This window comes from Albimonas donghaensis (genome assembly GCF_900106695.1).
Lineage (GTDB): Bacteria > Pseudomonadota > Alphaproteobacteria > Rhodobacterales > Rhodobacteraceae > Albimonas > Albimonas donghaensis.
Window position 1 is genome coordinate 1,118,152 of sequence record NZ_FNMZ01000001.1, and the last position, 22,598, is coordinate 1,140,749.

Annotated in this window: 19 protein-coding genes; 6 read left to right on the forward strand and 13 right to left on the reverse strand. The window is 71.1% G+C overall.

Annotated features, from left to right (window positions below; genetic code table 11):
* Positions 1 to 115: 115 nt before the first annotated feature.
* From BLV24_RS04660 to BLV24_RS04675, 4 genes are all read right to left on the reverse strand, one after another.
* Complete coding sequence (locus BLV24_RS04660; RefSeq protein WP_092679936.1) at positions 116 to 655, reverse strand: MarR family winged helix-turn-helix transcriptional regulator; 540 nt, start codon at positions 653 to 655, stop codon at positions 116 to 118.
* Positions 656 to 789: 134 nt separating this feature from the next.
* Complete coding sequence (locus BLV24_RS04665; RefSeq protein ID WP_245710381.1) at positions 790 to 1,107, reverse strand: FAD assembly factor SdhE; 318 nt, start codon at positions 1,105 to 1,107, stop codon at positions 790 to 792.
* Positions 1,104 to 2,027, reverse strand: a complete 924-nt coding sequence (locus tag BLV24_RS04670) for an ROK family protein (RefSeq protein ID WP_092679937.1) — start codon at positions 2,025 to 2,027, stop codon at positions 1,104 to 1,106. Before BLV24_RS04670 ends, BLV24_RS04665 begins: the two co-directional genes overlap by 4 nt.
* Before the next feature lie 424 nt (positions 2,028 to 2,451).
* The gene (locus BLV24_RS04675) at positions 2,452 to 2,826 is read right to left on the reverse strand and encodes a helix-turn-helix domain-containing protein (protein ID WP_092679938.1); all 375 of its coding nucleotides are present in this window, start codon (positions 2,824 to 2,826) and stop codon (positions 2,452 to 2,454) included.
* Between the two features lie 342 nt (positions 2,827 to 3,168).
* Between BLV24_RS04675 and BLV24_RS04680 the strand changes: the two genes are divergently transcribed.
* Entirely contained in the window at positions 3,169 to 4,092 is a 924-nt protein-coding gene (locus BLV24_RS04680; RefSeq protein ID WP_092679939.1) for a DMT family transporter, read from the forward strand.
* 163 nt (positions 4,093 to 4,255) lie between these two features.
* The gene (locus tag BLV24_RS04685; protein ID WP_092679940.1) at positions 4,256 to 5,458 is read left to right on the forward strand and encodes a pyridoxal phosphate-dependent aminotransferase; all 1,203 of its coding nucleotides are present in this window, start codon (positions 4,256 to 4,258) and stop codon (positions 5,456 to 5,458) included.
* 298 nt (positions 5,459 to 5,756) lie between these two features.
* Here the strand turns inward: BLV24_RS04685 and BLV24_RS04690 are convergent, their stop codons facing one another.
* From BLV24_RS04690 to BLV24_RS04705, 4 genes are all read right to left on the reverse strand, one after another.
* Positions 5,757 to 7,472 (reverse strand): dipeptide ABC transporter ATP-binding protein, encoded by a 1,716-nt coding sequence (locus BLV24_RS04690; RefSeq protein WP_092679941.1) that lies wholly within the window; start codon positions 7,470 to 7,472, stop codon positions 5,757 to 5,759.
* A gap of 4 nt (positions 7,473 to 7,476) precedes the next feature.
* The gene (locus tag BLV24_RS04695; protein WP_092679942.1) at positions 7,477 to 8,478 is read right to left on the reverse strand and encodes an ABC transporter permease; all 1,002 of its coding nucleotides are present in this window, start codon (positions 8,476 to 8,478) and stop codon (positions 7,477 to 7,479) included.
* 67 nt (positions 8,479 to 8,545) lie between these two features.
* Entirely contained in the window at positions 8,546 to 9,517 is a 972-nt protein-coding gene (locus BLV24_RS04700) for an ABC transporter permease (protein ID WP_092679943.1), read from the reverse strand.
* Between the two features lie 319 nt (positions 9,518 to 9,836).
* On the reverse strand, positions 9,837 to 11,402 hold the full coding sequence (locus BLV24_RS04705; RefSeq protein ID WP_092679944.1) for an ABC transporter substrate-binding protein: 1,566 nt from the start codon (positions 11,400 to 11,402) through the stop codon (positions 9,837 to 9,839).
* 463 nt (positions 11,403 to 11,865) lie between these two features.
* Here BLV24_RS04705 and BLV24_RS04710 point away from each other — a divergent pair, with 463 nt between their 5' ends.
* Positions 11,866 to 12,093, forward strand: coding sequence for a hypothetical protein (locus BLV24_RS04710; protein WP_092679945.1), 228 nt, complete (start codon positions 11,866 to 11,868; stop codon positions 12,091 to 12,093).
* A 5-nt stretch (positions 12,094 to 12,098) separates the two neighbouring features.
* On the opposite strand, the gene BLV24_RS04715 is transcribed toward BLV24_RS04710, so the two are convergent.
* Positions 12,099 to 12,869, reverse strand: coding sequence for a glycosyltransferase family 2 protein (locus tag BLV24_RS04715; RefSeq protein ID WP_176954617.1), 771 nt, complete (start codon positions 12,867 to 12,869; stop codon positions 12,099 to 12,101).
* A gap of 207 nt (positions 12,870 to 13,076) precedes the next feature.
* Here BLV24_RS04715 and BLV24_RS04720 point away from each other — a divergent pair, with 207 nt between their 5' ends.
* From BLV24_RS04720 to BLV24_RS04730, 3 genes are all read left to right on the forward strand, one after another.
* Positions 13,077 to 13,715: a lectin-like protein gene (locus tag BLV24_RS04720; protein ID WP_092679947.1), complete on the forward strand. Its 639-nt coding sequence runs from the start codon at positions 13,077 to 13,079 to the stop codon at positions 13,713 to 13,715.
* Between the two features lie 337 nt (positions 13,716 to 14,052).
* The gene (locus BLV24_RS04725; RefSeq protein ID WP_092679948.1) at positions 14,053 to 15,756 is read left to right on the forward strand and encodes a bifunctional sulfate adenylyltransferase/adenylylsulfate kinase; all 1,704 of its coding nucleotides are present in this window, start codon (positions 14,053 to 14,055) and stop codon (positions 15,754 to 15,756) included.
* Positions 15,757 to 16,018: 262 nt separating this feature from the next.
* Positions 16,019 to 17,062 carry a GGDEF domain-containing protein gene (locus tag BLV24_RS04730; RefSeq protein ID WP_176954618.1) on the forward strand — a complete coding sequence of 348 codons (1,044 nt, stop codon included), beginning with the start codon at positions 16,019 to 16,021 and terminating at the stop codon, positions 17,060 to 17,062.
* A 498-nt stretch (positions 17,063 to 17,560) separates the two neighbouring features.
* Here the strand turns inward: BLV24_RS04730 and BLV24_RS04735 are convergent, their stop codons facing one another.
* The 4 genes from BLV24_RS04735 to mdoH all read right to left on the reverse strand — a co-directional run bounded on the left by BLV24_RS04735 (position 17,561) and on the right by mdoH (position 22,578).
* Positions 17,561 to 18,415 carry a D-amino-acid transaminase gene (locus BLV24_RS04735; protein WP_092680270.1) on the reverse strand — a complete coding sequence of 285 codons (855 nt, stop codon included), beginning with the start codon at positions 18,413 to 18,415 and terminating at the stop codon, positions 17,561 to 17,563.
* Positions 18,416 to 18,429: 14 nt separating this feature from the next.
* Positions 18,430 to 19,407, reverse strand: coding sequence for an N-acetyl-D-Glu racemase DgcA (dgcA, locus tag BLV24_RS04740; RefSeq protein ID WP_092679950.1), 978 nt, complete (start codon positions 19,405 to 19,407; stop codon positions 18,430 to 18,432).
* A 5-nt stretch (positions 19,408 to 19,412) separates the two neighbouring features.
* Complete coding sequence (gene dgcN, locus BLV24_RS04745) at positions 19,413 to 20,411, reverse strand: N-acetyltransferase DgcN (RefSeq protein WP_092679951.1); 999 nt, start codon at positions 20,409 to 20,411, stop codon at positions 19,413 to 19,415.
* 268 nt (positions 20,412 to 20,679) lie between these two features.
* Complete coding sequence (gene mdoH, locus BLV24_RS04750; RefSeq protein WP_092679952.1) at positions 20,680 to 22,578, reverse strand: glucans biosynthesis glucosyltransferase MdoH; 1,899 nt, start codon at positions 22,576 to 22,578, stop codon at positions 20,680 to 20,682.
* Positions 22,579 to 22,598: the final 20 nt, after the last annotated feature.

A 22,598-nucleotide genomic window follows, 5' to 3' on the forward strand; every position in this document is an offset into this window, starting at 1 on the left:
GGGCATCGGGCGACCGTCGCAGCCTGGCCGCCGGGCCGAGGCGCCGCGCGGGCGCGACGCGGGGGGCCTGGATCCGGTCGACGCGCGGCTCCGCCCTCCGCCACCGCGCCGCCCCTCAGTAGATGTAGCGGATATGCTCCATCCAGAACCGCTCCATCCGCTGGAGCGTGGCGTTGGTCATGGGCAGCTGCTCGGGACCCGCCTGGGTGTCCTCCATCAGCGTCGCGGCGTGGCGGGTGAACAGCTCCGCCACCGTGTCATGGATGAACCTGCCCCGATCCGTCAGCCGGATGCGCACCGAGCGGCGGTCCACCTCGGACCGCTCATGGTGCAGATACCCCGCCTCCACCAGCTTCTTGAGGTTGTAGGAGACGTTGGAGCCCTGGTAGTAGCCGCGGCTTTTCAGCTCACCGGCCGTGACCTCCGCGTCCCCGATGTTGAACAGCAGCAACGCCTGCACCGCGTTGATGTCGAGCAGGCCCAGCCGCTCGAACTCATCCTTCACCACGTCGAGCAGCAGGCGATGCAGCCGCTCCACCAGCGACAGGAGCTCCAGGTAGGTTTCGCCGAAATCCGGAGCCGGCTGAGGTCGGAGGCGCGCCGCGCTCCCGCTGGTTCCGCCGTCGCTCCGCGCTGTCTGGGCGCCCTTGGCCATGCTCGCTTCTCCGCAATCCCGTTTCGCTTGAGCGAAAATTCGGCGGAAATGCCGAATATGACGTTAACGCGGCGGCCATCTTGATGCGGGGTGCGAAAACACCCGCCCCCGCCCCCCTCTCTCAGGCCCGGGTCTCAGGCCCGGGGCGCGATGTCGTGAAACGCCCGCAGGCGATCGATCATCGGCCCATGCGCGGCCGGCGTCGGAACCGCGCCGGAGACCCAGAGGTAGAGGTCCTGGTCGTTCTCCTCCATCAGCGCCTCCAGCGCGTCGAGATCGCAGGTCTCGCGCCGGTCGGCCAGCGCGTCGCACCAGGGACCGAGGATCATGTCCATCTCCTTGGTGCCGCGCCGCCAGCCGCGGATGCGCAACCGGCGCAGGCGGGCTTCCTCGGGACTGTGATCGGGGGTCGACGCGGGGCGCGCCAGGGGGTCGGCCATGCGGTCGGTCATGCGGTTTCCTCCTCGTCCCATAGCCAGGCGGCGCCGCGCACGCCGGAGCTGTCGCCGTGCAGGGCGCGGCGGATCTCGGTCTCCATCACGTCGGAGAACACATGCGGGCGCATGGCGCGGGAGATGCGTTCGGGGGCGACGGAGAGGTTGGAGAGCCCCCCGCCCAGCACCACCACGTCGGGGTCGACGACGTTGACGATCACCGACAGCGCCCGTCCCCAGCGGTCGTAGAGACGGTCCATGGCCGCCTCGGCGTCCGGGTCGCCGTCGGCGGCCATTTCGGCGATGTCGCGGGCCGCGGGGCCCTGCCCCTCGCCGGCGCCGACCGCGCGGGCGAAGTCGCCCTCCAGCCCGGTGCCCGAGATCCACACCTCCAGGCAACCGCGCCGGCCGCAGAAGCAATGGGGTCCGGGCCGCTCGGCGTCGGTGGGCAGGGGGAGCGCGTTGTGCCCCCATTCGCCGCCGATGCCGTTGCGGCCCTCGACGATGCGGCCGTCCACGATCAGGCCGCCGCCCACGCCGGTGCCGTTGATGGTGCCGAAGACCACGCCCGCGCCCGCGCCCGCGCCGTCGGCGGCCTCCGACAGCGCGAAGCAGTTGGCGTCGTTGGCCATGCGCACCGGGCGGGACAGCGCCTCGGCCAGGTCGGTGTCGAAGGGCTTGCCGATCAGCCAGACCGCGTTGCCGTTGCGCACGGTCCGGGTGGCGGGCGAGAGCGATCCGGGGATGCCGACGCCGAGCGCGGGGGCGCGCGCGCCGGCCTCCGCCTCCAGCGCCAGGACCAGGTCGCGGATGGCGCGGACCGAGCCGTCATAGTCGCCGCGGGGCGTCTCGACGCGCTGGCGGGCGCGGATGGTTCCGTCGGGGGCGAGGGCCACGCCCTCGATCTTGGTGCCGCCGAAATCGACGCCGATGCGCATGAGCCGGACCTCCCTGCCAGAGCCGATCCGGGGTAGCCGAGGGGGCGGAGGCTGGCAAGGCCGCGGGGCCGGCGGAGGCGTTCTGGCGGAGGCGTCCCGGCGGAGGCGTTCTGGCGGGGGCGTCCCGGCGGAGGCGTCCCGGCGGAGGCGTCCGGTGATCCGACGGAGAGCGCCTGCGGCGCTCGCGCCCTTGATCTCGGCCCGCGGGGCGCGGCCCTCGGGTCTGGCGACGGGATCGGGGTCCGTCCTATTGATGACGTCGCCCGCCGCCCACGCCCCCCCCGCCCACGCTCGTCGCAGCGCATGCCCGTCGCCGCCCGCGCGCCTGGCCGCCCGCGCCACGCCCGACACGCGCCGCGGGCGGAACCGGTCCGCAGGCGCGCGCCCCGACGCGGCGCCTCCGCGCCCCCTGCACGCCGCCGGATCAGGTCTCTCCGGCCTCGCGCAGCTTCTTCTCCAGCCGGCTGATCCGGTCCAACAGCCGCTGCTGCGCCACCCGGATCTCGCGCAGCTCGGCCAGCGTGGACAGGCGCGCCGCGTCCCCGGAAGTCTCCGGCTGCACGCCGCCCTCGCCCACCCCGGTCAGCAGCCAGATGATCGAGACATTGAGCAGCCCCGCGATCATCTGAAGCTTGTTGGCCCGCGGCTCGGAGCGGTCGCTCTCCCAGTTCTGCAGGGTGGCGAGACGGACCCCCGCGCGGGAGGCGAGCTGGGACTGGGTGAAGCCGAGCGCCTCCCGCGCAGCGGCCAGCCGGTCGCCGAAGGTGGCGGCGTCGTCGCCGTAATAATCGTCGGTCATGCGATCCTTTCCCCCGCGGGTCGCGGGGCGTGCTTGCCGAGGGCGTTCCGGGCGGAGGAGATTCGCCCCCGCGCGCCCCAAGATGCACCGGGCAGGTCGTCGCAGCGCCGCCAGCCCCGGCGCCCCGCGTGCCGGAGGCGACAAGCGCCCCCCGCAGCCCCGGCGCCGTCGCCGCGCAGGATTCGGGCCGACCCGCCCTCCGGCACGTGGCAGAAGGCCCCGCAAGCCGCCCCCGAAGCCGCCCCCTTGGCTCCCGCGCCGTCCGACGCCCGCCCCTCGCCGCCCCTTCCCCCGCTCTTCCCCCCCGCCCCTTTTCCTCGCCCCTTCCAGGAGACCCCCGACATGCGCATGAGCGACCGCGCCTGGCTCTATCTCGCCCTGCTGGCCCTGATCTGGGGCGGCGGCTTCGTCGCGGTGAAATCGGCCCTGGCCGAGATGGGGCCCTTCGCCTCCGTGTTCTGGCGCACCGGGCTGGGGGCCGCATCGCTGTGGATCGCGGTGGCGGCGCTGCGCCCGGCGATCCCGCGCGATCCCGGCTTCTGGGCCGCCTGCGCGGTGATGGGCCTGCTCAACAACGTCATTCCCTTCACCCTCATGGCCTGGGGCCAGCAAAGCATCGAGAGCGGCCTGACCGCCATCCTCAACGCCGCCACCGCCGTGTTCGGCGCCGCGGTCGCCGCCGCGATCCTGCCCGACGAACGCATGACCCCGCGCCGCGCCGTCGGCATCGGGCTCGGCGTGGCCGGGGTCGCCGCGATCACCGGGCCGGAGGCGCTGGGCGGGCTGGACCCGCGCAGCCTCGGCCAGCTCGCGGTGCTGGCGGGAACGCTCAGCTACGCCTTCGCCTCGGTCTGGGGACGGCTGCGCCTGTCGGGCGCCTCGCCGCTGGTCAACGCCGCCGGCATGACCACGATGGCCTTCGCGACCATGATCCCGCTGACCCTGTGGTTCGAGGGCCCGCCCCCGATCGCGCTTTCGCCCGGGGCCTGGGGCGCGGCGCTCTATTTCGGCGTGCTGGGGACCGGCGTCGCCTACCTGCTCTACTACGCCCTGATGCGCGAGGCGGGGGCGGCCAACACCATGCTGGTGACGCTCGCGATCCCGCCGGTGGCGATCCTCGCGGGCTGGGCGGCGCTGGGCGAGAGGTTGTCGCCGGGCGCCTATCTGGGCCTGGGCCTGATCGGGCTGGGATTGGCGGTGATGGACGGTCGCGCGCTCCGCGGCCTCCGGCGTCCGGCCCCGCGACGGGGGCGGCCGGACGCCTGATCCGGGCCGCGCGCCCCTTCGCGCCCGGCCGCGCCGCGTTTTCCGCGCGCCAAAGCGACCCGAATCGCGCCGTCCCGCTTGCCGCGCGGCGCAGGCGGGCTTAACAACGGCCCGCCCCGCGCGGCGCGCGCCGGGGCGATCCGACATATCCGGGAGCATCCCAATGGCCTTCCTCGCCGACAGTCTCGCCCGCGTGAAACCCTCCGCGACCATCGCCGTGACCAACAAGGCGCGCGAGCTGAAAGCGGCCGGCAAGGACGTCATCGGCCTCGGCGCCGGCGAGCCCGACTTCGACACGCCCGACCACATCAAGGCCGCCGCCAAGGCCGCCATCGACGCGGGCGAGACCAAGTACACCGCCGTCGACGGCATGCCCGAGCTGAAGGCCGCGATCTGCGAGAAGTTCGCCCGCGAGAACGGCCTGACCTACACGCCGAGCCAGATCACGGTGTCCACCGGCGGCAAGCAGGTGCTCTACAACGCCCTGATGGCCACGATGAACCCGGGCGACGAGGTGCTGATCCCCGCGCCCTACTGGGTGTCCTATCCCGACATGGTGCTGCTGGCGGGCGGCGAGCCGGTGGCAATCGACACCTCGATCGACACCGACTTCAAGATCACGCCCGAACTGCTGGACGCGGCGATCACGCCGAAGACCAAGTGGCTGATCTTCAACTCGCCTTCCAACCCCTCGGGCGCCGGCTACACGCGCGAGGAGCTCAAGGGCCTGACCGACGTGCTGATGAAGCACCCGCATGTCTGGGTGATGACCGACGACATGTATGAGCACATCGTCTACCCGCCGTTCGAGTTCGCCACCCCCGCCCAGGTCGAGCCTGGCCTCTACGACCGCACCCTGACCTGCAACGGCGTGTCCAAGGCCTATGCGATGACCGGCTGGCGCATCGGTTATGCCGGCGGGCCCGAGGCGCTGATCAAGGCGATGGGCAAGATCCAGTCGCAGTCCACGTCGAACCCGTGCTCGATCTCCCAGCACGCCGCGCTCGCCGCGCTGACCGGGCCGCAGGACTACATCGCCGAAAGCCGGGTGGCCTTCCAGCGCCGCCGGGACCTGGTGGTGTCGATGCTCAACCAGGCGACCGGGCTCAAGTGCCCGACGCCGGAGGGGGCGTTCTACGTCTATCCCGACCTGTCGGCGCTGATCGGCAAGACCGCGCCCTCGGGCAAGGTGATCGAGACCGACGAGGACTTCGCCAACGAACTGCTCGAGGTCGAGGGCGTGGCGGTGGTGTTCGGCGCGGCCTTCGGGGCCTCGCCCTGCTTCCGGGTCAGCTACGCGACGTCGGACAAGACGCTGGAAGAGGCGTGCTCGCGCATCCAGCGCTTCTGCGGCTCGCTGAAGTAACAGGCGGACCCGCTCCCGCCTCCCTCGCGAGGTGGGGGCGGGCGCAAATGGCCGGAGACAGGACGGGGCGCCCTTCCGGGGCGCCCCGTCGTCGTTCCGGGCGCCGCGTCGAGCGCGCGCCGGCGTCGACCTTCCGCCCGCGGCGCGCGGCGACCGGGGCGCGGGACGGCGGGCGTCTCCCAGGCCAGGGGTCGGCGCCCGTGGCGGGCGGGGAGACGGCGCAGCCCGCGCCGGCCTCTCAACGCGCCGCGGGCGCCACGTCGGCCGCGCGCGGGACCGGGACGCGGCGCCCGGCCCGTCAGGCCGGCGTCGGCTCCAGCAGGTCCATCGACGGCATCAGGTCGATCAGGTGGCGGGTGTAGTCATGCCCGGGCGCCTCGAACAGCCGCTCGGCCGGGGCGATCTCGCAGATCGCGCCATGGCGCATGACCGCAACCCGGTCGCACATCTGCCGGATCACCGGCAGGTCGTGGCTGATGAACAGCATGGTCAGCCCCAGCTCCTCCTGCAGATCGCGCAGCAGGTTGAGGATCGTCGCCTGCACCGACACGTCCAGCGCAGAGGTCGGCTCGTCGCAGATCAGGATGCGCGGCCGGCTCGCCAGCGCCCGCGCGATGGAGATGCGCTGCCGCTGACCGCCCGAGAACTCGTGCGGATAGCGCCGCGCCGCCGCCGCGCCCAGCCCCACATGGTCCAGCAGATCGCCGACGATGCGGCGGACCTCGGCCTCGCTCTCGGCCAGGCGGAAGAAGCGGATCGGCTCGGCCACGATGTCCAGCACCCGCATCCGCGCATTCAGCGAGGAATAGGGGTCCTGGAAGATCATCTGCAACGACCGCCGCGCGGCCCTGGCCTTCGGATCGCGGGGCGCGGTGCTGACGTCCTGTCCCATCAGCCGCACCACGCCGGCGTCCGGCTTGTAGAGCCCCGCGATGATCCGCGCGACGGTGGACTTGCCGGAGCCGCTCTCGCCCACGATCCCGAACGTCTCGCCCGGCGCGACGTCGAAGCTGACGTCGTTCACCGCCTTCAGCATCTTCCGGTTCTTCGGCAGCAGCGCCCGGCGCAGGGTGAAGCTCAGGTCCAGCCCCGCCACCGACAGCGCCGGCCCCTCCCCCTTCGCCTCGCGCACGGCGGCGCCGAGCCAGTGGGTCTTCACGTCGATCCGCCGGAAGGCCGAGGCCCCGCCCTCGATATAGTCCACCGAGGCGAAACGCGGCAGCCGGCGGTCCGCCCGCGGCACCGCGGCGATCAGCGAACGGGTGTATTCGTGCCGCGGCGCGCCGAGGATCTGGGCCACGTCGCCCGTCTCCACCACCTCGCCTCGATACATCACGCAGACCCGGTCGGCGATGTTGGCGATCACCCCGATGTCATGGGTGACGATGATGACGCCGACGTTCCGCTCCCGGCACAGGGCCTTGATCAGGTCGAGGATCTGCGCCTGGATCGACACGTCGAGCGCCGTCGTCGGCTCGTCCGCGATGATCAGGTCGGGCTCGCCCGCCAGCGCCAGCGCGATCACCACCCGCTGCCGCATCCCGCCCGAGAACTGGTGCGGATAGGCGCCCAGCCGGGTCTTCGCTTCGGTGATGCCCACGTCGACCAGAAGCTGCTCGGCGCGGGCCTTCGCCTTCGCCTCGTTCAGCCCGAGACATTTGCGGATGGTCTCCACCAGCTGCTCGCCGATGGTCTTGAGCGGGTCCAGCGAGGTCTGCGGGTCCTGGAAGATCATCCCGATGCGGTCGCCGCGGATGCGCCGCATCTCGGCCTCGCTCCGCCCGCGCAGGGATTCGCCCTGGAAGTCGATGCGCCCGCCCGCGACCCGGCCCGGCGGTTCCAGCAGGTCGATGATGGCGGCGCCGATGGTGGACTTGCCGGCGCCGCTCTCGCCCACCAACCCCAGCACCTCGCCGCGCGCCACGCGCAGCCCCACGCCGCGGGCCGCCTTCACCGTGCCGCGGCGGGTGGGGAATTCGACGTCCAGGCCCTCGATTTCAAGCAGGTCAGTCATGGGATCACCGCAGCTTGGGGTTCAGGGCGTCGCGCATCCAGTCGCCCAGCAGGTTGACCGCGAAGACCAGCGTGACCAGCGCGATGGCGGGGAACAGCGTGATCCACCACAGGCCGGAGAACAGGAACTCGTTGCCCACCCGGATCAGGGTGCCGAGCGACGGCGTGGTCGGCGGGATCCCCTGCCCGAGGAAGCTCAGCGTCGCCTCGGCGATGATCGCCAGCGCCAGGCCGATGGTGGCCAGCACCATCACCGGGCGCAGCACGTTGGGCAGCACATGGCGCAGCATGATCAGCCAGGCCGGCAGGCCGATGACGCGGGCGGCCATGACGTATTCCTTCTGGGCCTCGACCAGCGTGGCCCCGCGCGCGACCCGGGCGAATTGCGGCCAGTCGGTCAGCCCGATGGCGAGGATCACCACATAGATCGCGAAGTCGTCGCGCAGCTCCTGCGGGATCACCGCGCGCCCGATGCCGTTGATCAGGATCGCCAGCAGGATGCCCGGAATGGTCAGCTGCACATCCGCGATGCGCATGACGAACGCATCCACCGCGCCGCCGAAATAGCCCGAGATCACCCCCAGCGCCACGCCCAGCGTCATCCCCAGCGCCACCGCCGTCAGCCCCACCAGGATCGACAGCCGCCCCCCGTAGAGGATGGTGGAGAGCATGTCGCGCCCCTGATTGTCGGTGCCCAGCAGATACTGCGCCTGCCCGCCCTCGGCCCAGGCCGGCGGCAGCTTGCCGTCCCAGAGCGAGATCTGCGCCGGATCGAACGGATCGAAGGGCGCGATCAGCGGCGCCGCGAAACAGGCCAGGATCGCCAGCACGGTGATGGTCGCGGCGATGATGGCGGTGGGCGAGCGCGTGAAGGAATACGCGACGTCGTTCTCCATCAGCCGGGCGAAGAACCCCATGCGGCCCTGATGCTCGGGATGGGCGCCGAGCTCGCGCTCGGGCGGAGAGGCGGACGGATCGGGGGCGGACGGACCGGGGGCGGAGGTCATGCGCGGGCTCCTCGGGTCGGCATGGCGGGCGCGGAGGCGGCGGCGGCGGCGGCGGAAGGCGCGGCCATCACGCGGACCCGATGCGGATGCGGGGGTCGATGGCGACGTAGAGGATGTCGACCACCAGGTTGATGATCACGAACATCAGCGCCACGAAGACCAGATAGGCGGACATGATCGGCACATCGACGAAATCCACCGATTGAATGAACATCAGCCCGGTGCCGGGCCACTGGAACACGGTCTCGGTGATGACCGAGAAGGCGATCAGGTTGCCGATGTTGAGCCCGATGATGGTGATCACCGGCACCAGCGTGTTCTTCAGCGCATGGCCGAAATTCACCGCCCGCTCCGACAGGCCGCGGGCCCGGGCGAACTTGATGAAATCGGTGCGCATGACCTCCATCATCTCGGCCCGCACCAGGCGCAGGATCATGGTGGCCTGGAACAGCGACAGCGTGATCGCGGGCAGCAGGATGGAGGCCCAGCCCTCCCGCGTCAGCAGCGAGGTCTTCCACCACCCCAGGTCCACCGTCCCCGACCGCCCCGAGGACGGCAGGATCCGCAGATGCACCGCGAAAAGATAGATCAGCCCGATGCCGATGATGAAGGTCGGCAGCGACACCCCCACCAGAGAGGTCGACAGCAGCACCCGCGACAGCCACGAGTTCCGCCGGATCCCCGTGTAGACCCCCGCGGCGATCCCGAACCCCATGGCGAGGATGGCGGAGACGAAGACCAGCTCCAGCGTCGCCGGCAGCCGCTCCATGATCAGGTCCTCGACCGGGCGGCGGATGCGGTAGGACACGCCGAACTCGCCCTGGACCATGTTGCCGACGAAGCGCGAATACTGGACGAGGATCGGATCTTCGAGCCCCAGCTCCACGCGGATCTGCTGGCGTTGCTCGCGGGTGGCGTCCTGGCCGACCATGTTGTTGACCGGATCGCCGACGAAATTGAACAGCGAGAAGCTGACCGCCGACACCGCCAGCATGACCAGCAGCGATTGCATCAGGCGTCGCAGAATGAAGGCGACCATGGGGGCTCCCCGGTTTCGGGTCGGAACGGCGCGGAACGGAACGGGCGGGTCGGCGCGATGCGCGACGGCGCGGCCGGGACGCCGCCCCGCAGCCGCCTCTCCCCCGCGCCTTTCCCTCGGGAAGGACGCCGCGGCGAGGCGGAGCGGAGCGCGTCAGGGCCAGGGTCAAGATCAAAGTCTGGGCCAGGGTCTGGGCCGGGGGCCTCGCGACATGACGCGCGCGGCGCCCCCCGCCCCGACGACGGCGCCGCCGGGCGCCGTCCGCTGGGCCTGCGCATCCCGGGCCCGCGCCGCAAGGGCGCGGGCCCGGAGACGGACCTTACTCTGCCATGACCACGAAGCGCGGACGCAGGGCGTCGTCGGCCCCGATCGGCGCGTCGACCTTGTCGGACATGCCCCAGGCGATCACCTGATGGTGGATCGGGATATAGGGCATCTCGGACTTCACGATCTCCCAGGCCTCCATGATCTGGGCGGTGCGCTTGGCGATGTCGGTCTCGGTCTCGATCGCGGTGGTGATCTCGTTCACCCGGGCGTTGGAATAGCCGGTGGCGTTCCACGAGCCGTCGCCGGCGACCAGGTAGGAGAACACGTAGTGGCTGTCGAGCGTCGGCACGCCCCAGCCCAGCAAGTAGAAGTCGGTCTCACGCTTCTGGATCTTGGGGAAGTGCTGGGCCTTGGGAATGGCGTCGAGCTTCACGTCCACGCCGATCTTGGCCAGCATGCCGACCACCGCCTGACAGATCTTCTCGTCGTTGTTGTAGCGGTTGTTGGGGCAGTCCAGCTGCACCGAGAAACCGTCCGGATAGCCGGCCTCCTCCATCAGCGCCTTGGCCTTGACCGCGTCGAAGGCGTAGGGCGCGTCGTTCTCGGGCGTGTTGCCGAGCACGCCGGGCGAGGTGATCATGCCGGTGGGGAAGCTCAGCCCCTCCATCACCACGCGCTGGATGGCGGCCTTGTCGATGGCGATGTTCATCGCCTCGCGCACCCTCACGTCGGCGAAGGGGTTCTTGCCCTTCACGTCGGAGGAGGCCAGCTCCTCGGCCCCGAGATTCATGCCCAGGAAGATGGAGCGGATCTGCGACACGGTCTCGACCTTCAGGCCCGACGCGGCCTTGATCCGCTCCAGGTCCTGAAGCGGCGGGTCGAGCACGAAGTCCACTTCGCCCGACAGCAGCGCGGCCACGCGGGTCGCGGCGTTGGAGATCGGGCGGTATTCGATCTTCTGGATGTTGCCCGGGAATTCGCCCCAGCCCCACCAGTCGGCGTTGCGGGTCATCTCGGTCAGCTCGTCCGGCGCGCGGGAGGCGAGCACGAAGGGCCCGGTGCCGTTGGCGTTGCGGACGGCGTAGGTCTCCTCCTTGGCGGCGAAGTCCTGCGGGACCATCACGTCATGCTCTTCGGCCCAGCCGCTGTCCATGATGTAGACCGAGGTCAGCTGGTTGGGCAGGATCGGGTTCGGCCCGTCGGTTTTCAGGATGACGGTCATCGGGTCGACGATCTCGACCGAGGTCACGCCCTTCACCTGCTCCTTCCAGTCCGAGGACGGCGCCAGCGCGCGCTCGAAGGAGAACTTCACGTCCTCGGCGGTGAAATCCTGGCCGCCATGGAACTTCACGCCCTCTCGCAGGGTGAACTTCCAGCCGCCCTCGACGGGCTCCCAGGCGGTGGCGAGCTCGGGCTGAAGCTCCAGCTTGGCGTCGCGGGTGACGAGGCTTTCATAGATCTGGCCCGTCATCGCGATGGTCGGGCCTTCGTTCTGCGAATGCGGATCCATGGTCAGGGCGTCGCCCTGGCTGGTCCATCGGAAGGTCTGGGCCGAAGCCGGGGCCGCGACGAGCGCGAGTACGGCGAGCGATACCCCCCAGCGAGCGAACTTGGTCATGGAACCTCTCCTGTCGGTCATTTTCTGGCCGGTCGTATTTGGGGCCGCGCGTTCATGGGCGCGGACCGACAGACGGTAGACGCAAGAGTCGCACCCGGACAAGACGTGGAATCCGGCGCCGCAGCGGCAGGGCGGTTCTCACGCGAACGTGAGCCACGGCGGGGCGATTTTATTCAGCACTAACATAGTCATGCGGCCTTACAAGCAAATCGCCCCGTCGCCCGCCCCGCCTGCCCCCGCCCGCCCCGCGCAGGCCCCCGGCCGGCCGCAGGCGATGGCGGGGGCGACCACAGGCCGTGGCGCGGGTGGTGACGCGGACCATGACGCGGGCGGTGACGCAGGCGGGGCGGGCCCGCTTGGCAAGCGGACGCGGATCGGCGAAACAGCCGCCCTGCCCTTTCGTCCCGCCGCCTCCGCCCCCGCGCACCCGCCCCCGCGCCTTCCGACCCGGAGACACCGCCCCGTGACCGCCCTCCTGACCGGCTTCGCCATCGGCTGCTTCTTCGCGGTCACTCACCGGACCTCGGAGCTGATCGGGCTGTCGCGACTCAACCAGGGGCTGGTGACGTCCGCCGGGCTGGCGGCGCTGGTGGCGGCCTGCCTCTGGCTCGACGGCTGGATCCTCGCGGCGATCGCGGGCTTCGTGGTCGGGCTCTCGGCGATCCTCGCGGTCTCCTCGGCCCGGCGCTAGGCCGCTCAGGCGCCCCGCCGCTTCCGCGCCTTCGCGGCCTCGATCATCTTGGCGATGCGCAGCCAGCGCGCGAAGGCGATGACGGTGGCGAAGATCAGCCCGTCCCATCCCCCCAGCACATGCCCCCGCGCGAAATAGCCCTTCAGGAACACGAAGGGGAACTCCACCAGCAACCGCGCGCGCAGCTTCCACATCGGCCGCGGTTTCGCCGCCTCCGCCTGGAAGGAGGAATAGGCGTTCTCCTTGGCCACCAGCCCGGCCCAGTCGAGAAACGGGACATGGTGGATCGGCGCGCGCAGCCGCTTGACCGGGCCGGTCGTCTCCACCCGGTCGAACAGCGGATGGTCGCGATAGCGCCCCGCGTCGCGATGGTAGAGCCGCACCACGTCGTAGTCGTTGGCCAGCGGCCGCGGCCGGTCCCGCCCCGGATAAAGGTTGAGGATCTTCGCGCGATAGGCCGCCGGCGCCGGGTCGGAGGCGAGCAGCGCCCGGATCTCCTCCGCCAGCGCCGGGGTCACGATCTCGTCGGCATCGACGTTCAGCCGCCAGGCGTGCCGGCACAGGTCCTCGGCGTGGCGCTTCTGGGCGCCGTAGCCGGTCCAGTCCCGGTGATGCGTCTCCGCCCCCGCCGCACGGGCGATCGCGAGCGTGTCGTCGGTCGAGCCCGAATCCACCACCACCACCTGGTCCGCCAGCCCCTTGAGCGCGGCGAGCGTGCGCGGCAGGCGGGCGGCTTCGTTCCGCGTGATCAGGAAGACGGAGAGGGGGGCGGACACGGCGGCGCTCCGGTCGGGGACGGGAGGGCGAGGATAGGGGCGGAGCCGGGGCGAGGAAAGCCGGCGGGATTCCGGGACGGAGGATTCCGGGGCCGCCCGCCGCGACAGCTCCGTTAGCGGCGGAAACAGAGGCCGCAAGAGAAACCTATAGGCGCCCCAAGGGAAACATGCATGGTTGCGCGTATAACAAGATGAATGAGGAAACGCATGATGCTAACCCTTTTCGGAAACGGAACGCGACTGCTGCGCGGCGTCGCGCTCGCCGGCTGCGCGCTGGGCGCGGCCTCGACCGCCGCCAGCGCCCTGCCCGTGCAATGGGGCGTGGGGAGCGGCGGCAACGGCCACTGGTATGAGCTGGTCTCCGCCTCCCACACCTGGTCGAGCGCGCGGACCGCGGCCCTGTCCAGCAGCCATCTGGGGATGACGGGCTACCTGGCCACCGTGACCAGCGCGGCGGAATACGACTTCCTCACCACGTCGGTGAATCCCGGCCAGACCACCGCCTTTCTCGGCGGCTCGGATGAGGGGGTCGAAGGCGCCTGGCTGTGGATGGACGGTCCCGAAGCCGGCCAGCAGTTCTGGAGCGGCGGTTCCGGGGGAACCGAGCTGATCTACGCCAACTGGAACTCCGGCGAGCCCAATGATCTGACCGGCGAGGACTACCTCACCGGCTGGGCTTCGGGCGCGCTGTGGAACGACGTCCGCGCCTCGCATTCCACCGCCGCATATGTGGTGGAATACGGGCCGGCGTCGACCTCCGCCGTGCCGCTGCCGGGGGCGGCGCCGTTGCTGGTCGCCGCGCTGGGCGGGCTGGCGGTCCTGCGCCGGAAACGGCGCGCTGGCTGAGCGGAACCGGCGGGGGGGCGGCGTCCCCCCGCCCTCGGCCTCTCCCCGTCCCGCCCCCCCGTCCCGCCCCCCCCGTCCGGACCCCGCCCCGGCCCGCCCTCCGACCCGACATTCCGTCCGCTCGCCGCCCCGTCGCAGGCCCCTCGCCGGTCCCGAAACCCGTCGCCCGACGCTCCCGCCCCTGCGCCCGGCCTTTTGTCGCGGCGCAGCGAAACCGGCGCCGGAAGGTTGCCTTTCCCTTGGGACCGGGCCAGAAGGCCCTCGATGCCGGCCGCGCGCGCCCCTGTCCGGGGTCATCGCGCCGCACCCTGCCATGCGTGCCAAGCGAGATCCCGAGATGACCGCACCCAACACGACGCCGATCCCCGAGCTCTTCGTCTCCTACGACAGCGCCGCCAAGCTCAAGCTCGAGGCCGCCGAGCTCCCCTCGTGGGACCTCACCGCGCGCCAGGTCTGCGACCTCGAACTGCTGATGAACGGCGGGTTCAACCCGCTCAAGGGCTTCCTGTCCGAGGCCGACTATGACGGCGTGGTGGAGAACATGCGCACCGCCGACGGCGCGCTGTGGCCGATCCCGATCACGCTGGACGTGTCCGAGAAGTTCGCCGAGGGCATCGCCCCCGGCCAGGACATCGCCCTGCGCGACGCCGAGGGCGTGATCCTCGCGATCCTGTCGATCACCGACAAGTGGGTCCCCAACAAGTCGCGCGAGGCCGAGAAGGTCTTCGGCGCCGACGATCTCGCCCACCCGGCGGTCAACTACCTGCACAACGTGGCCGGCCCCGTCTATCTAGGCGGCCCGATCACCGGCATCCAGCAGCCGATCCACTACGACTACCGCTCGCGCCGCGACACGCCCAACGAGATGCGGGCCTTCTTCCGCAAGATGGGCTGGCGCAAGATCGTCGCCTTCCAGACCCGGAACCCCCTGCACCGCGCGCATCAGGAACTGACGTTCCGCGCCGCGAAGGAGGCCCAGGCCAACCTGCTGATCCACCCGGTGGTCGGCATGACCAAGCCCGGCGACGTGGACCACTTCACCCGCGTGCGCTGCTACGAGGCGGTGCTGGACAAGTACCCGTCCTCGACCACTGCGCTGTCGCTGCTGCCGCTGGCCATGCGCATGGCCGGCCCGCGCGAGGCGGTGTGGCACGGCCTGATCCGCCGCAACCACGGCGTCACCCACTTCATCGTCGGCCGCGACCATGCCGGCCCGGGCAAGAACTCCGCCGGCGAGGATTTCTACGGCCCCTATGACGCGCAGGAGCTGTTCCGCGCCCATGAGGACGAGATCGGCGTGACCATGGTGGACTTCAAGCACATGGTCTATGTGCAGGAGCGCGCCCAGTACGAGCCCGCCGACGAGATCGAAGACGGCGTCACCGTGCTCAACATCTCGGGCACCGAGCTGCGCCGCCGCCTGGCCGAGGGGCTCGACATCCCCGAGTGGTTCTCCTTCCCCGAAGTGGTCAAGGAGCTGCGCCGCACCAAGCCGCCGCGGGCCCAGCAGGGCTTCACCGTGTTCCTGACCGGCCTGTCGGGCTCGGGCAAGTCGACCATCGCCAACGCGCTGATGGTCAAGCTGATGGAGCTCGGCGGCCGCCCGGTGACGCTGCTCGACGGCGACGTGGTGCGCAAGCACCTGTCCTCGGAGCTCGGCTTCTCCAAGGAGCATCGCGACATCAACATCAAGCGCATCGGCTATGTCGCGTCCGAGATCACCAAGAACGGCGGCATCGCGCTCTGCGCCCCGATCGCGCCCTACACGGCCACCCGCCGTGCGGTGCGTGAGATGATCGAGGCCTACGGCGCCTTCGTCGAAGTCCATGTCGCGACCTCGCTCGAAGAGTGCGAGCGCCGGGACCGCAAGGGGCTCTACAAGCTGGCCCGCGAAGGCAAGATCAAGGAGTTCACCGGCATCTCGGACCCCTACGAGGCCCCCGAGACCCCGGAGCTTCGCGTCGATACCGAGGGCCAGGAAGTCGACAACTGCGCCCAGCAGGTGATCCTGAAGCTGGAGCAGCTCGGCCTGATCAACTGATCGCGACGGCCGGCGGGCGCGTCCCGCCGGCCGGCGATCCGGCCCCGTCGCCGCTTGCACGCCCCGTCGCCTCGCCGCGACGGGGCGTTCGCGTTTTCAGTTTCGGTCGCGGTCGCTGTCCCGGTCACGGTCACGGTCACGGTCACGGTCGAAAGACGCGTCCGGGTTAGGCATTTTCAAACGGTTTCCCACGCATGGTCCCCGCATGCGGATCGCCAGGCTCGGCCGGGCGGTCGCGGAAGTTGACGGGGGGCCGGAAGCGTTGGAAAGCATCAAGGCAGAGGACACGCGTCGCGAAAGCTTCGATGACGTCACCGCGCTGGCTTACCGGGTGCTGGAGGAAACGTCCCGACGCGGCATCCCCCCCGATCCCCGCGTGTTCGAACTGTTCTACGTCTATCTCGAAGGCACCGACGCGGAGCTGTCGGAAGCGGTGGACATGCTTCTTCCCGACGGGGAGGGCGCGAGCCTCAACGCCGTCGACCGGCTGTATGAGGAACATCTCGCGCTTGGCGACAAGGCCGGCCGCTACATGGAGATCAGCGCACGCGCGGAGAAGGAGCTCGGAACCCTCTCCGCCTCGCTGGCGCGCAAGTCGGTGGACGACGACCGGTTCCGCGACACGCTGGCCAAGGCGCGGGACGGGATGTCGATCCTGATGCGCCCCTCCACCGCCCGCCAGGTGATCCGCGACATGCTCGAGGTGACGGAGACCTACGCCACCCAGAACGAATTCTTCGCCGGAGAGCTCAGCGCCGCGCATGCCCAGATCGGCATGCTGCACGACGAATTGCGGGAGCTGCGGGAAAGCGCCTTCGCCGATCATCTCACCGGGCTGGCCAATCGCCGCCGCTTCGACCTGGTGCTGGAGCTGGAGATCGACGCCCGCGCGACCAAGGGGCCGTTTTCGCTGGTGATGACGGATGTGGACCGGTTCAAGCGGGTCAACGACCAGTTCGGGCACGCGGTGGGCGATTCGGTGCTGAAGCAGTACGCGCGGCTGATCCGCCAGAACGTGCAGGGCAAGGACACCGCGGCGCGCTATGGCGGCGAGGAATTCGCGCTGATCCTGCCGTCGACGGAGATCCTGGGCGCCCGCCATGTGGCGGAGCGGATCCGCCAGGGGCTGGCGGCGCGCAATTTCGTGGTGTCGGACACCAAGGAACGGCTGGGCGCGGTCACCGCCTCCTTCGGCGTGGCCGAGCATCGGGAGGGCGAGACCGCCGCCGAACTGATCGCACGTTGCGACAAGGCGCTCTACAAGGCGAAGGAAACCGGGCGCAACCGGGTCACGACGGCGAGCTGAGGCCGGAACGACGGAGCCGCGCGTCGACCGCCGCGCGTCCGGCGCCGTCCCGCCCGCGCGGCGCTGATCCGGGGGCGCGGGTTGACCCGGCCTCCAGCTTCACGCCTCGGCCGGCTCCGGCCAGGGGCGCCCTCGCGTCGCCGCGACGCGCAAGGCGCAGGTCGTCGGAAATCCAGACGCGAATCCCGGCGCGCATCCGGGTGAGCCGGAGAACGCCCAGGCTCAAGCGCGCGCGCCGGTCAGCGCAGGACGACCCACGCCGAGGCGACCGCGAACCCCTCGCCGCCGCGCCACCCGTGCCGACCGCAAACCCGGTCGAAGACCCGCGCCCCCCGAAACCGCACGCAAGACCGCATCGCCCCGGCCACTCACGCGCCGCACCGTCGCCACGTGGCCCCGCCAGACGCGCCGCCGCCCGCAACGCCGCGCGGGCGCCCCCGCGCCACCGGCGCAAGGGCTGACGCGCGGCGCCCGCAGGGCCCGGGGGCGCGCGCCGGCTCAGATGGCGGTGCGGCGGCTCTCTTCCACGTAGATCTCGCGCAGGCGCGTCGCCACCGGCCCGGGGCTGCCCGCCCCCAGCTTCACGCCGTCGATCTCCACCACCGGCATCACGAAGGCCGAGGCCGAGGTCACGAAAGCCTCCGCCGCGCCCTTGGCCTCCTCCACCGTGAAGGCCCGCTCCTCGACCGAGATCTGGGCCTCCGCCGCATAGCGCATCAGCGACGCCCGGGTGATCCCCGCCAGCAGGTCGTTCGACAGCTGCCGCGTCACCAGAACCCCGTCCTTCGTCACGATCCAGGCGTTGTTCGACGTGCCCTCGGTGATCTTGCCGTCCTCGACCAGCCAGGCGTCGTCCGCCCCCGCCGCCTTGGCCTGCATCTTGGCCATCGACGCATACAGAAGCTGCGTGGTCTTGATGTCCCGCCGATGCCAGCGCAGATCGTCGAGCGAGATCACCTTCGACCCCCGCTGCGCCATCGGGCTCGCCACGATCGCCTTGGCCTGGGTGAACAGCACCAGCGACGGCGTCATGTCCGCGGTCCAGGCGAAATCGCGATCCGCCGCGCCGCGCGTGACCTGCATGTAGACCGCGCCCTCTTCGACCCCGTTGCGGGTCACCAGCTGGCGGTGGATCTCCAGGATCTCCTCCGGGCTCGCCGGCATCGGGATCTCCAGCTCGCCCAGCGAGCGCGCCAGCCGCGCCTCGTGCCCGGCATAGTCCAGCAGCTTGCCGTCAAGCACCGAGGCGACCTCGTAGACCGCGTCGGCCATCAGGAAGCCCCGGTCGAAGATCGAGATCTTCGCCTCTTCCTCGGGGAGATATTCGCCGTTCACGTAAACGATGCGGGACATATCGAAAGACTCCTTCAGCCCCACAGGGCCGGTTCGGACGGATGAACGCCGGCGGCGTCGAATTGCAGCGGCGCGTCGCGGTCCTCGGCCAGCAGCAACGGACCGTCGAGATCCGTCACCGCCCCGCCCTGGGCGACCAGCAGCGCCGGCGCCATGGCGAGGGACGTCCCCATCATGCAGCCGGTCATCACCTGGTAACCCTCGGCGAGCGCCTGGGCCTTGAGCGCCAGCGCCTCGGTGAGGCCGCCGGTCTTGTCGAGCTTGATGTTGATCATGTCGTAGCGGCCCTTCAGGGCCGGCAGCGAGGCGCGGTCATGGCAGCTCTCATCCGCGCAGACCGGCAGCGGACGCGCCACGTCGGCCAGCGCCTCATCCTTGCCCGCCGGCAGCGGCTGCTCGACCATCGCCACGCCCAGGCGCAGCAGGGCGGGGGCCAGTTCGGCGTATTCCTCCGCCGTCCAGCCCTCGTTCGCGTCGACCACGATGCGCGAGCGCGGCGCGCCCTCCCGCACCGCTTCCAGCCGGGCCATGTCGCCCTCGCCGCCCAGCTTGATCTTGAGCAGCGGCCGGAACGCGTTCTCCGCCGCCTTGGCGCGCATCGAGGCGGGCTCTCCCAGCGACAGGGTGAAGGCGGTGATCTCCGGCCCGGGCTTCGCCAGCCCCGCCAGTTCCCAGACCCGCTTGCCGGTGCGCTTGGCCTCCAGGTCCCACAGCGCGCAGTCGACGGCGTTGCGCGCCGCCCCCGCCGGCATCAGCGCCGACAGCGTCACCCGGTCGAGCCCCGCCATGGGCAGGGCCTCGATCTCCGCGATCACGCCTTCGACGGTCTCATCGTAACGGGCGTAGGGTGTGCATTCCCCCCAACCGCGATGGGTCCCGTCGGTGATCTCCACCGTCACCACGTTCTGCTCGGTGCGCGAGCCGCGCGAGATGGTGAACACCTCGCGCAGCCTGAACACGTCGCGTCGGGCCGTCAGGGACAGTCCGCTCATGCCGCTCACGCCATCATGGCGTCGACGATGGGCCCGACCCCGGTGCGGAACGGGTCGCAGGTGGGCAGGCCGTATTCGGCCTCGACCGCCTTGAGATAATCGGCGGCCTCCTCGTCGGACATGGCGGCGGTGTTGATCGAGATGCCGACCACCTTGGCGCCGGCGTTCACCATCTTCGCCATGGTCAGCGCAAGGTCGGACACCGCGCCGATCGAGGGCACCTGGTAGTCCGGAAGGCCGCGCATGTGCTCGCGGGTCGGCTCGTGGCAGACCACCAGCGCGTCGGGCTGGCCGCCATGGATCAGCGCCAGCGTCACGCCGGAATAGGAGGCGTGGAACAGGCTGCCCTGCCCCTCGATCAGGTCCCAGTGATCGTCGGCCGCGTCCGGCGTCAGCCATTCGATCGAGCCCGCCATGAAGTCGGCGATCACCGCGTCCAGCGGCACGCCGCCGCCGGTGATGAGAATCCCGGTCTGGCCGGTGGCGCGGAAAGTGCAGGGGATCGACCGCTTGGCCATCTCCTTCTCCATCGCGAGCGCCGTGTACATCTTGCCGACCGAGCAGTCGGTGCCCACGGCCAGGCAGCGCTTGCCCTTGCGCTTCACGCCCGAGGCGATGGGGTATTTCACCGTGGGGATGCGCACGTCGTGCAGTTCCCGCCCATGGGCCTTGGCGGCGGCGACCAGCTCGGGCTCGTCGCGGAGCAGGTTGTGCAGGCCGGAGGCGATGTCCATGCCCTTCTCCAGCGCCTCCTTCAGCACCGCTTTCCAGGTGTCGGAGATCAGACCGCCGCGATTGGCGACGCCGATCACCAGGGTCTTCACCCCGGCGGCCACGGCCTCGTCGATGGTCATGTCGGTGAGCTTCATGTCCGCCTTGCAGCCCGGCAGGCGAAGCTGGCCCGCGGCCACGGCCGGGTTCCAGTCCTTGATGCCCTGCGCGACCTTGGCGGCGAGCGGGTCGGGCGCGTCGCCCAGGAACAGCAGATAGGGTTGGGCGATCATGGTGCGGCGGCTCCGTCGTGGTCCCGGGACGTCCGGGGCGGGGTTGAGCAGGGTCCGGAGCGGCATGCGGGAGGCCGGATCCGGTTTCGTCGACAATCCATCACTTTGGACAGGGTGGCGTCAATCGCTGCGAGCGGGAGAAACCGTCCCGTCGCCCGCGACACGCTAGCACCGGCTCCGCTGGAATTCCAAGTGCGCGCAAAATCATTCCACAAGACCCTGGGTCATGCGGAATGATTTTCCTCGTTTGCCGAAAGCGCGCAAGGACTCAGGCGGCGCGCACCGCTCCGGCGGCCAGCGCGGAGCGCGGGGCCTCGCCCTCGGGCGCGTCCCCCCGCCCCTCGCGCAGGGCCGCCAGCGAGGCGTCCAGCCGGCGCAGCGACTCAGGCGCGGGGGCGCGTTCCTCCGGCACGGCGCAGAGCCCGGCGCGGGTCATGACCCGGCCCAGCCAGGGCGAGGCGGTGAACACCGCGAAGGGGATCGACAGCGCCAGCCCCGCCAGCACCGGCGCGGCCCAGGGGATCGCGCCGGGCGCGCCCCAGGCGATCAGCCCGCCGAGGCCGAGCCCCATCAGGCTCTGCGGCCACAATCCGCGGGCCGCGTCCCCCCAGCTCAGCGCATGGGCGTCGCGGCTCTGCCCGGTCCAGCCCACCGCGCGGCCGAAGGGCAGGCCGGCGAGGAAGATCGTCACCCGCAGCGCCACCGCGGGCGCGAGCAGCACCGAGAACACCGTCTCCGCCGCCGCCCCCGCCGCGAACCGCGCCCCGCCGCCATAGCGCGCCGCCCCGCCCGGCGTCAGCGCCGTGTCGATCCAGCCCGCGACCTTGGGCACGAGGCTCATGGCGAACATGGCGACGAACATCACCACCCCGAAAGCCAGATCCACATCCGCGCGCTCCCCGCCGAGGATCTTGGCGGCGCCGGCCAGCGTCATCAGCATCCAGGCCGGCGCGCCGAAATACATGGCGATGGCGGCGAAGATCTGGAAACGCGACATCGGCCGCAGCCCGCGCAGGCCCAGCAGGCGCAGATACTGCATGTTGCCCTGGCACCAGCGCAGGTCGCGGCGGGTGAATTCCATCAGGGTCGTCGGGTTGTCCTCCCAGGACGGGCCCTCGACCGGGATCACCCGCACCTCCAGCCCCGCGCGGCGCATCAGCGCCGCCTCCACCTGGTCGTGGGAGAGGATGTCCCCCCCCAGCGGCGGCCGCCCCGGCAGCCGCGGCAGTCCGCAGCGGGCGCGGAAGGGGGCCGTGCGCACCAGCGCGTTGTGCCCCCAATAGGGCCCGCAATCCCCGTGCCACCAGGCGGCGCCCATGGTGAAACTGCGCATCCCGTGGCGCATCCCGAACTGGAACAGCCGCGCGAAACCGGACGCCGAGGGCGCGCCGACCACCAGGCTCTGCAGGATCCCGATGCGCGGATGCGCCTGCATGATCCGGGTCATGCGCAGGATCGCCTCGCCCGCCATCAGGCTGTCGGAATCGAGCGGCAGGAACAGCGCGTAGTCCCGCCCGCGCCGACGCACGAACTCGCGGATATTGCCGGCCTTCCAGCCGCGGTTGTCGGTCCTGCGGCGATACTCCGCGCGCCCCAGCAGCGGCCGCCACCGCGCGAGCGCGGCTTCCTCCGCCGCCACCGCCCCGGGGTCCTGGCTGTCCGACAGGATGTGCAGGTCATAGGCCGCGCCCTGCCCCGTGGCGTCCAGCGACCGCCGCACCTCCGCCAGCCGCGCCAGCGCCCGGTCGGCGTCCTCGTGGCGCAGGCACAGCAGCACGGCGGTGCGCGCGACGATGGGCGCGTCGCTGTCGCCCGCCGCCAGATGCGGGGCGGCGCGGCCCAGCCCGTCGCGGGTCCCGTGCAGCAGCCACAGGCCCAGGATCGCGTTCCACGCGCCCATGATCGTCCAGGGAGCGCCGATGGCGATGCAGGCCAGGATCACCGCGTCCGAGGCCGAGATCCCCGCCGGCGACAGCATCCGCCACGCCCCCGCCAGCACCAGCGCCAGACCCGCCAGGTTCAGGCCCGCCGCCAGCCATCGCCGCCGGCGCAGGACCGCGGCCGGTTGCAGGCCCGCGGGCGTGCGCCCGCCGGCGTCAGGGGCGCCGGGCGCGTCGTCGGCCGGGGTCAGGGTCGGGATCGGGGAGGGGTCGACGGGAAGGCTCATCGAGGGCTGCGACTCGCGCT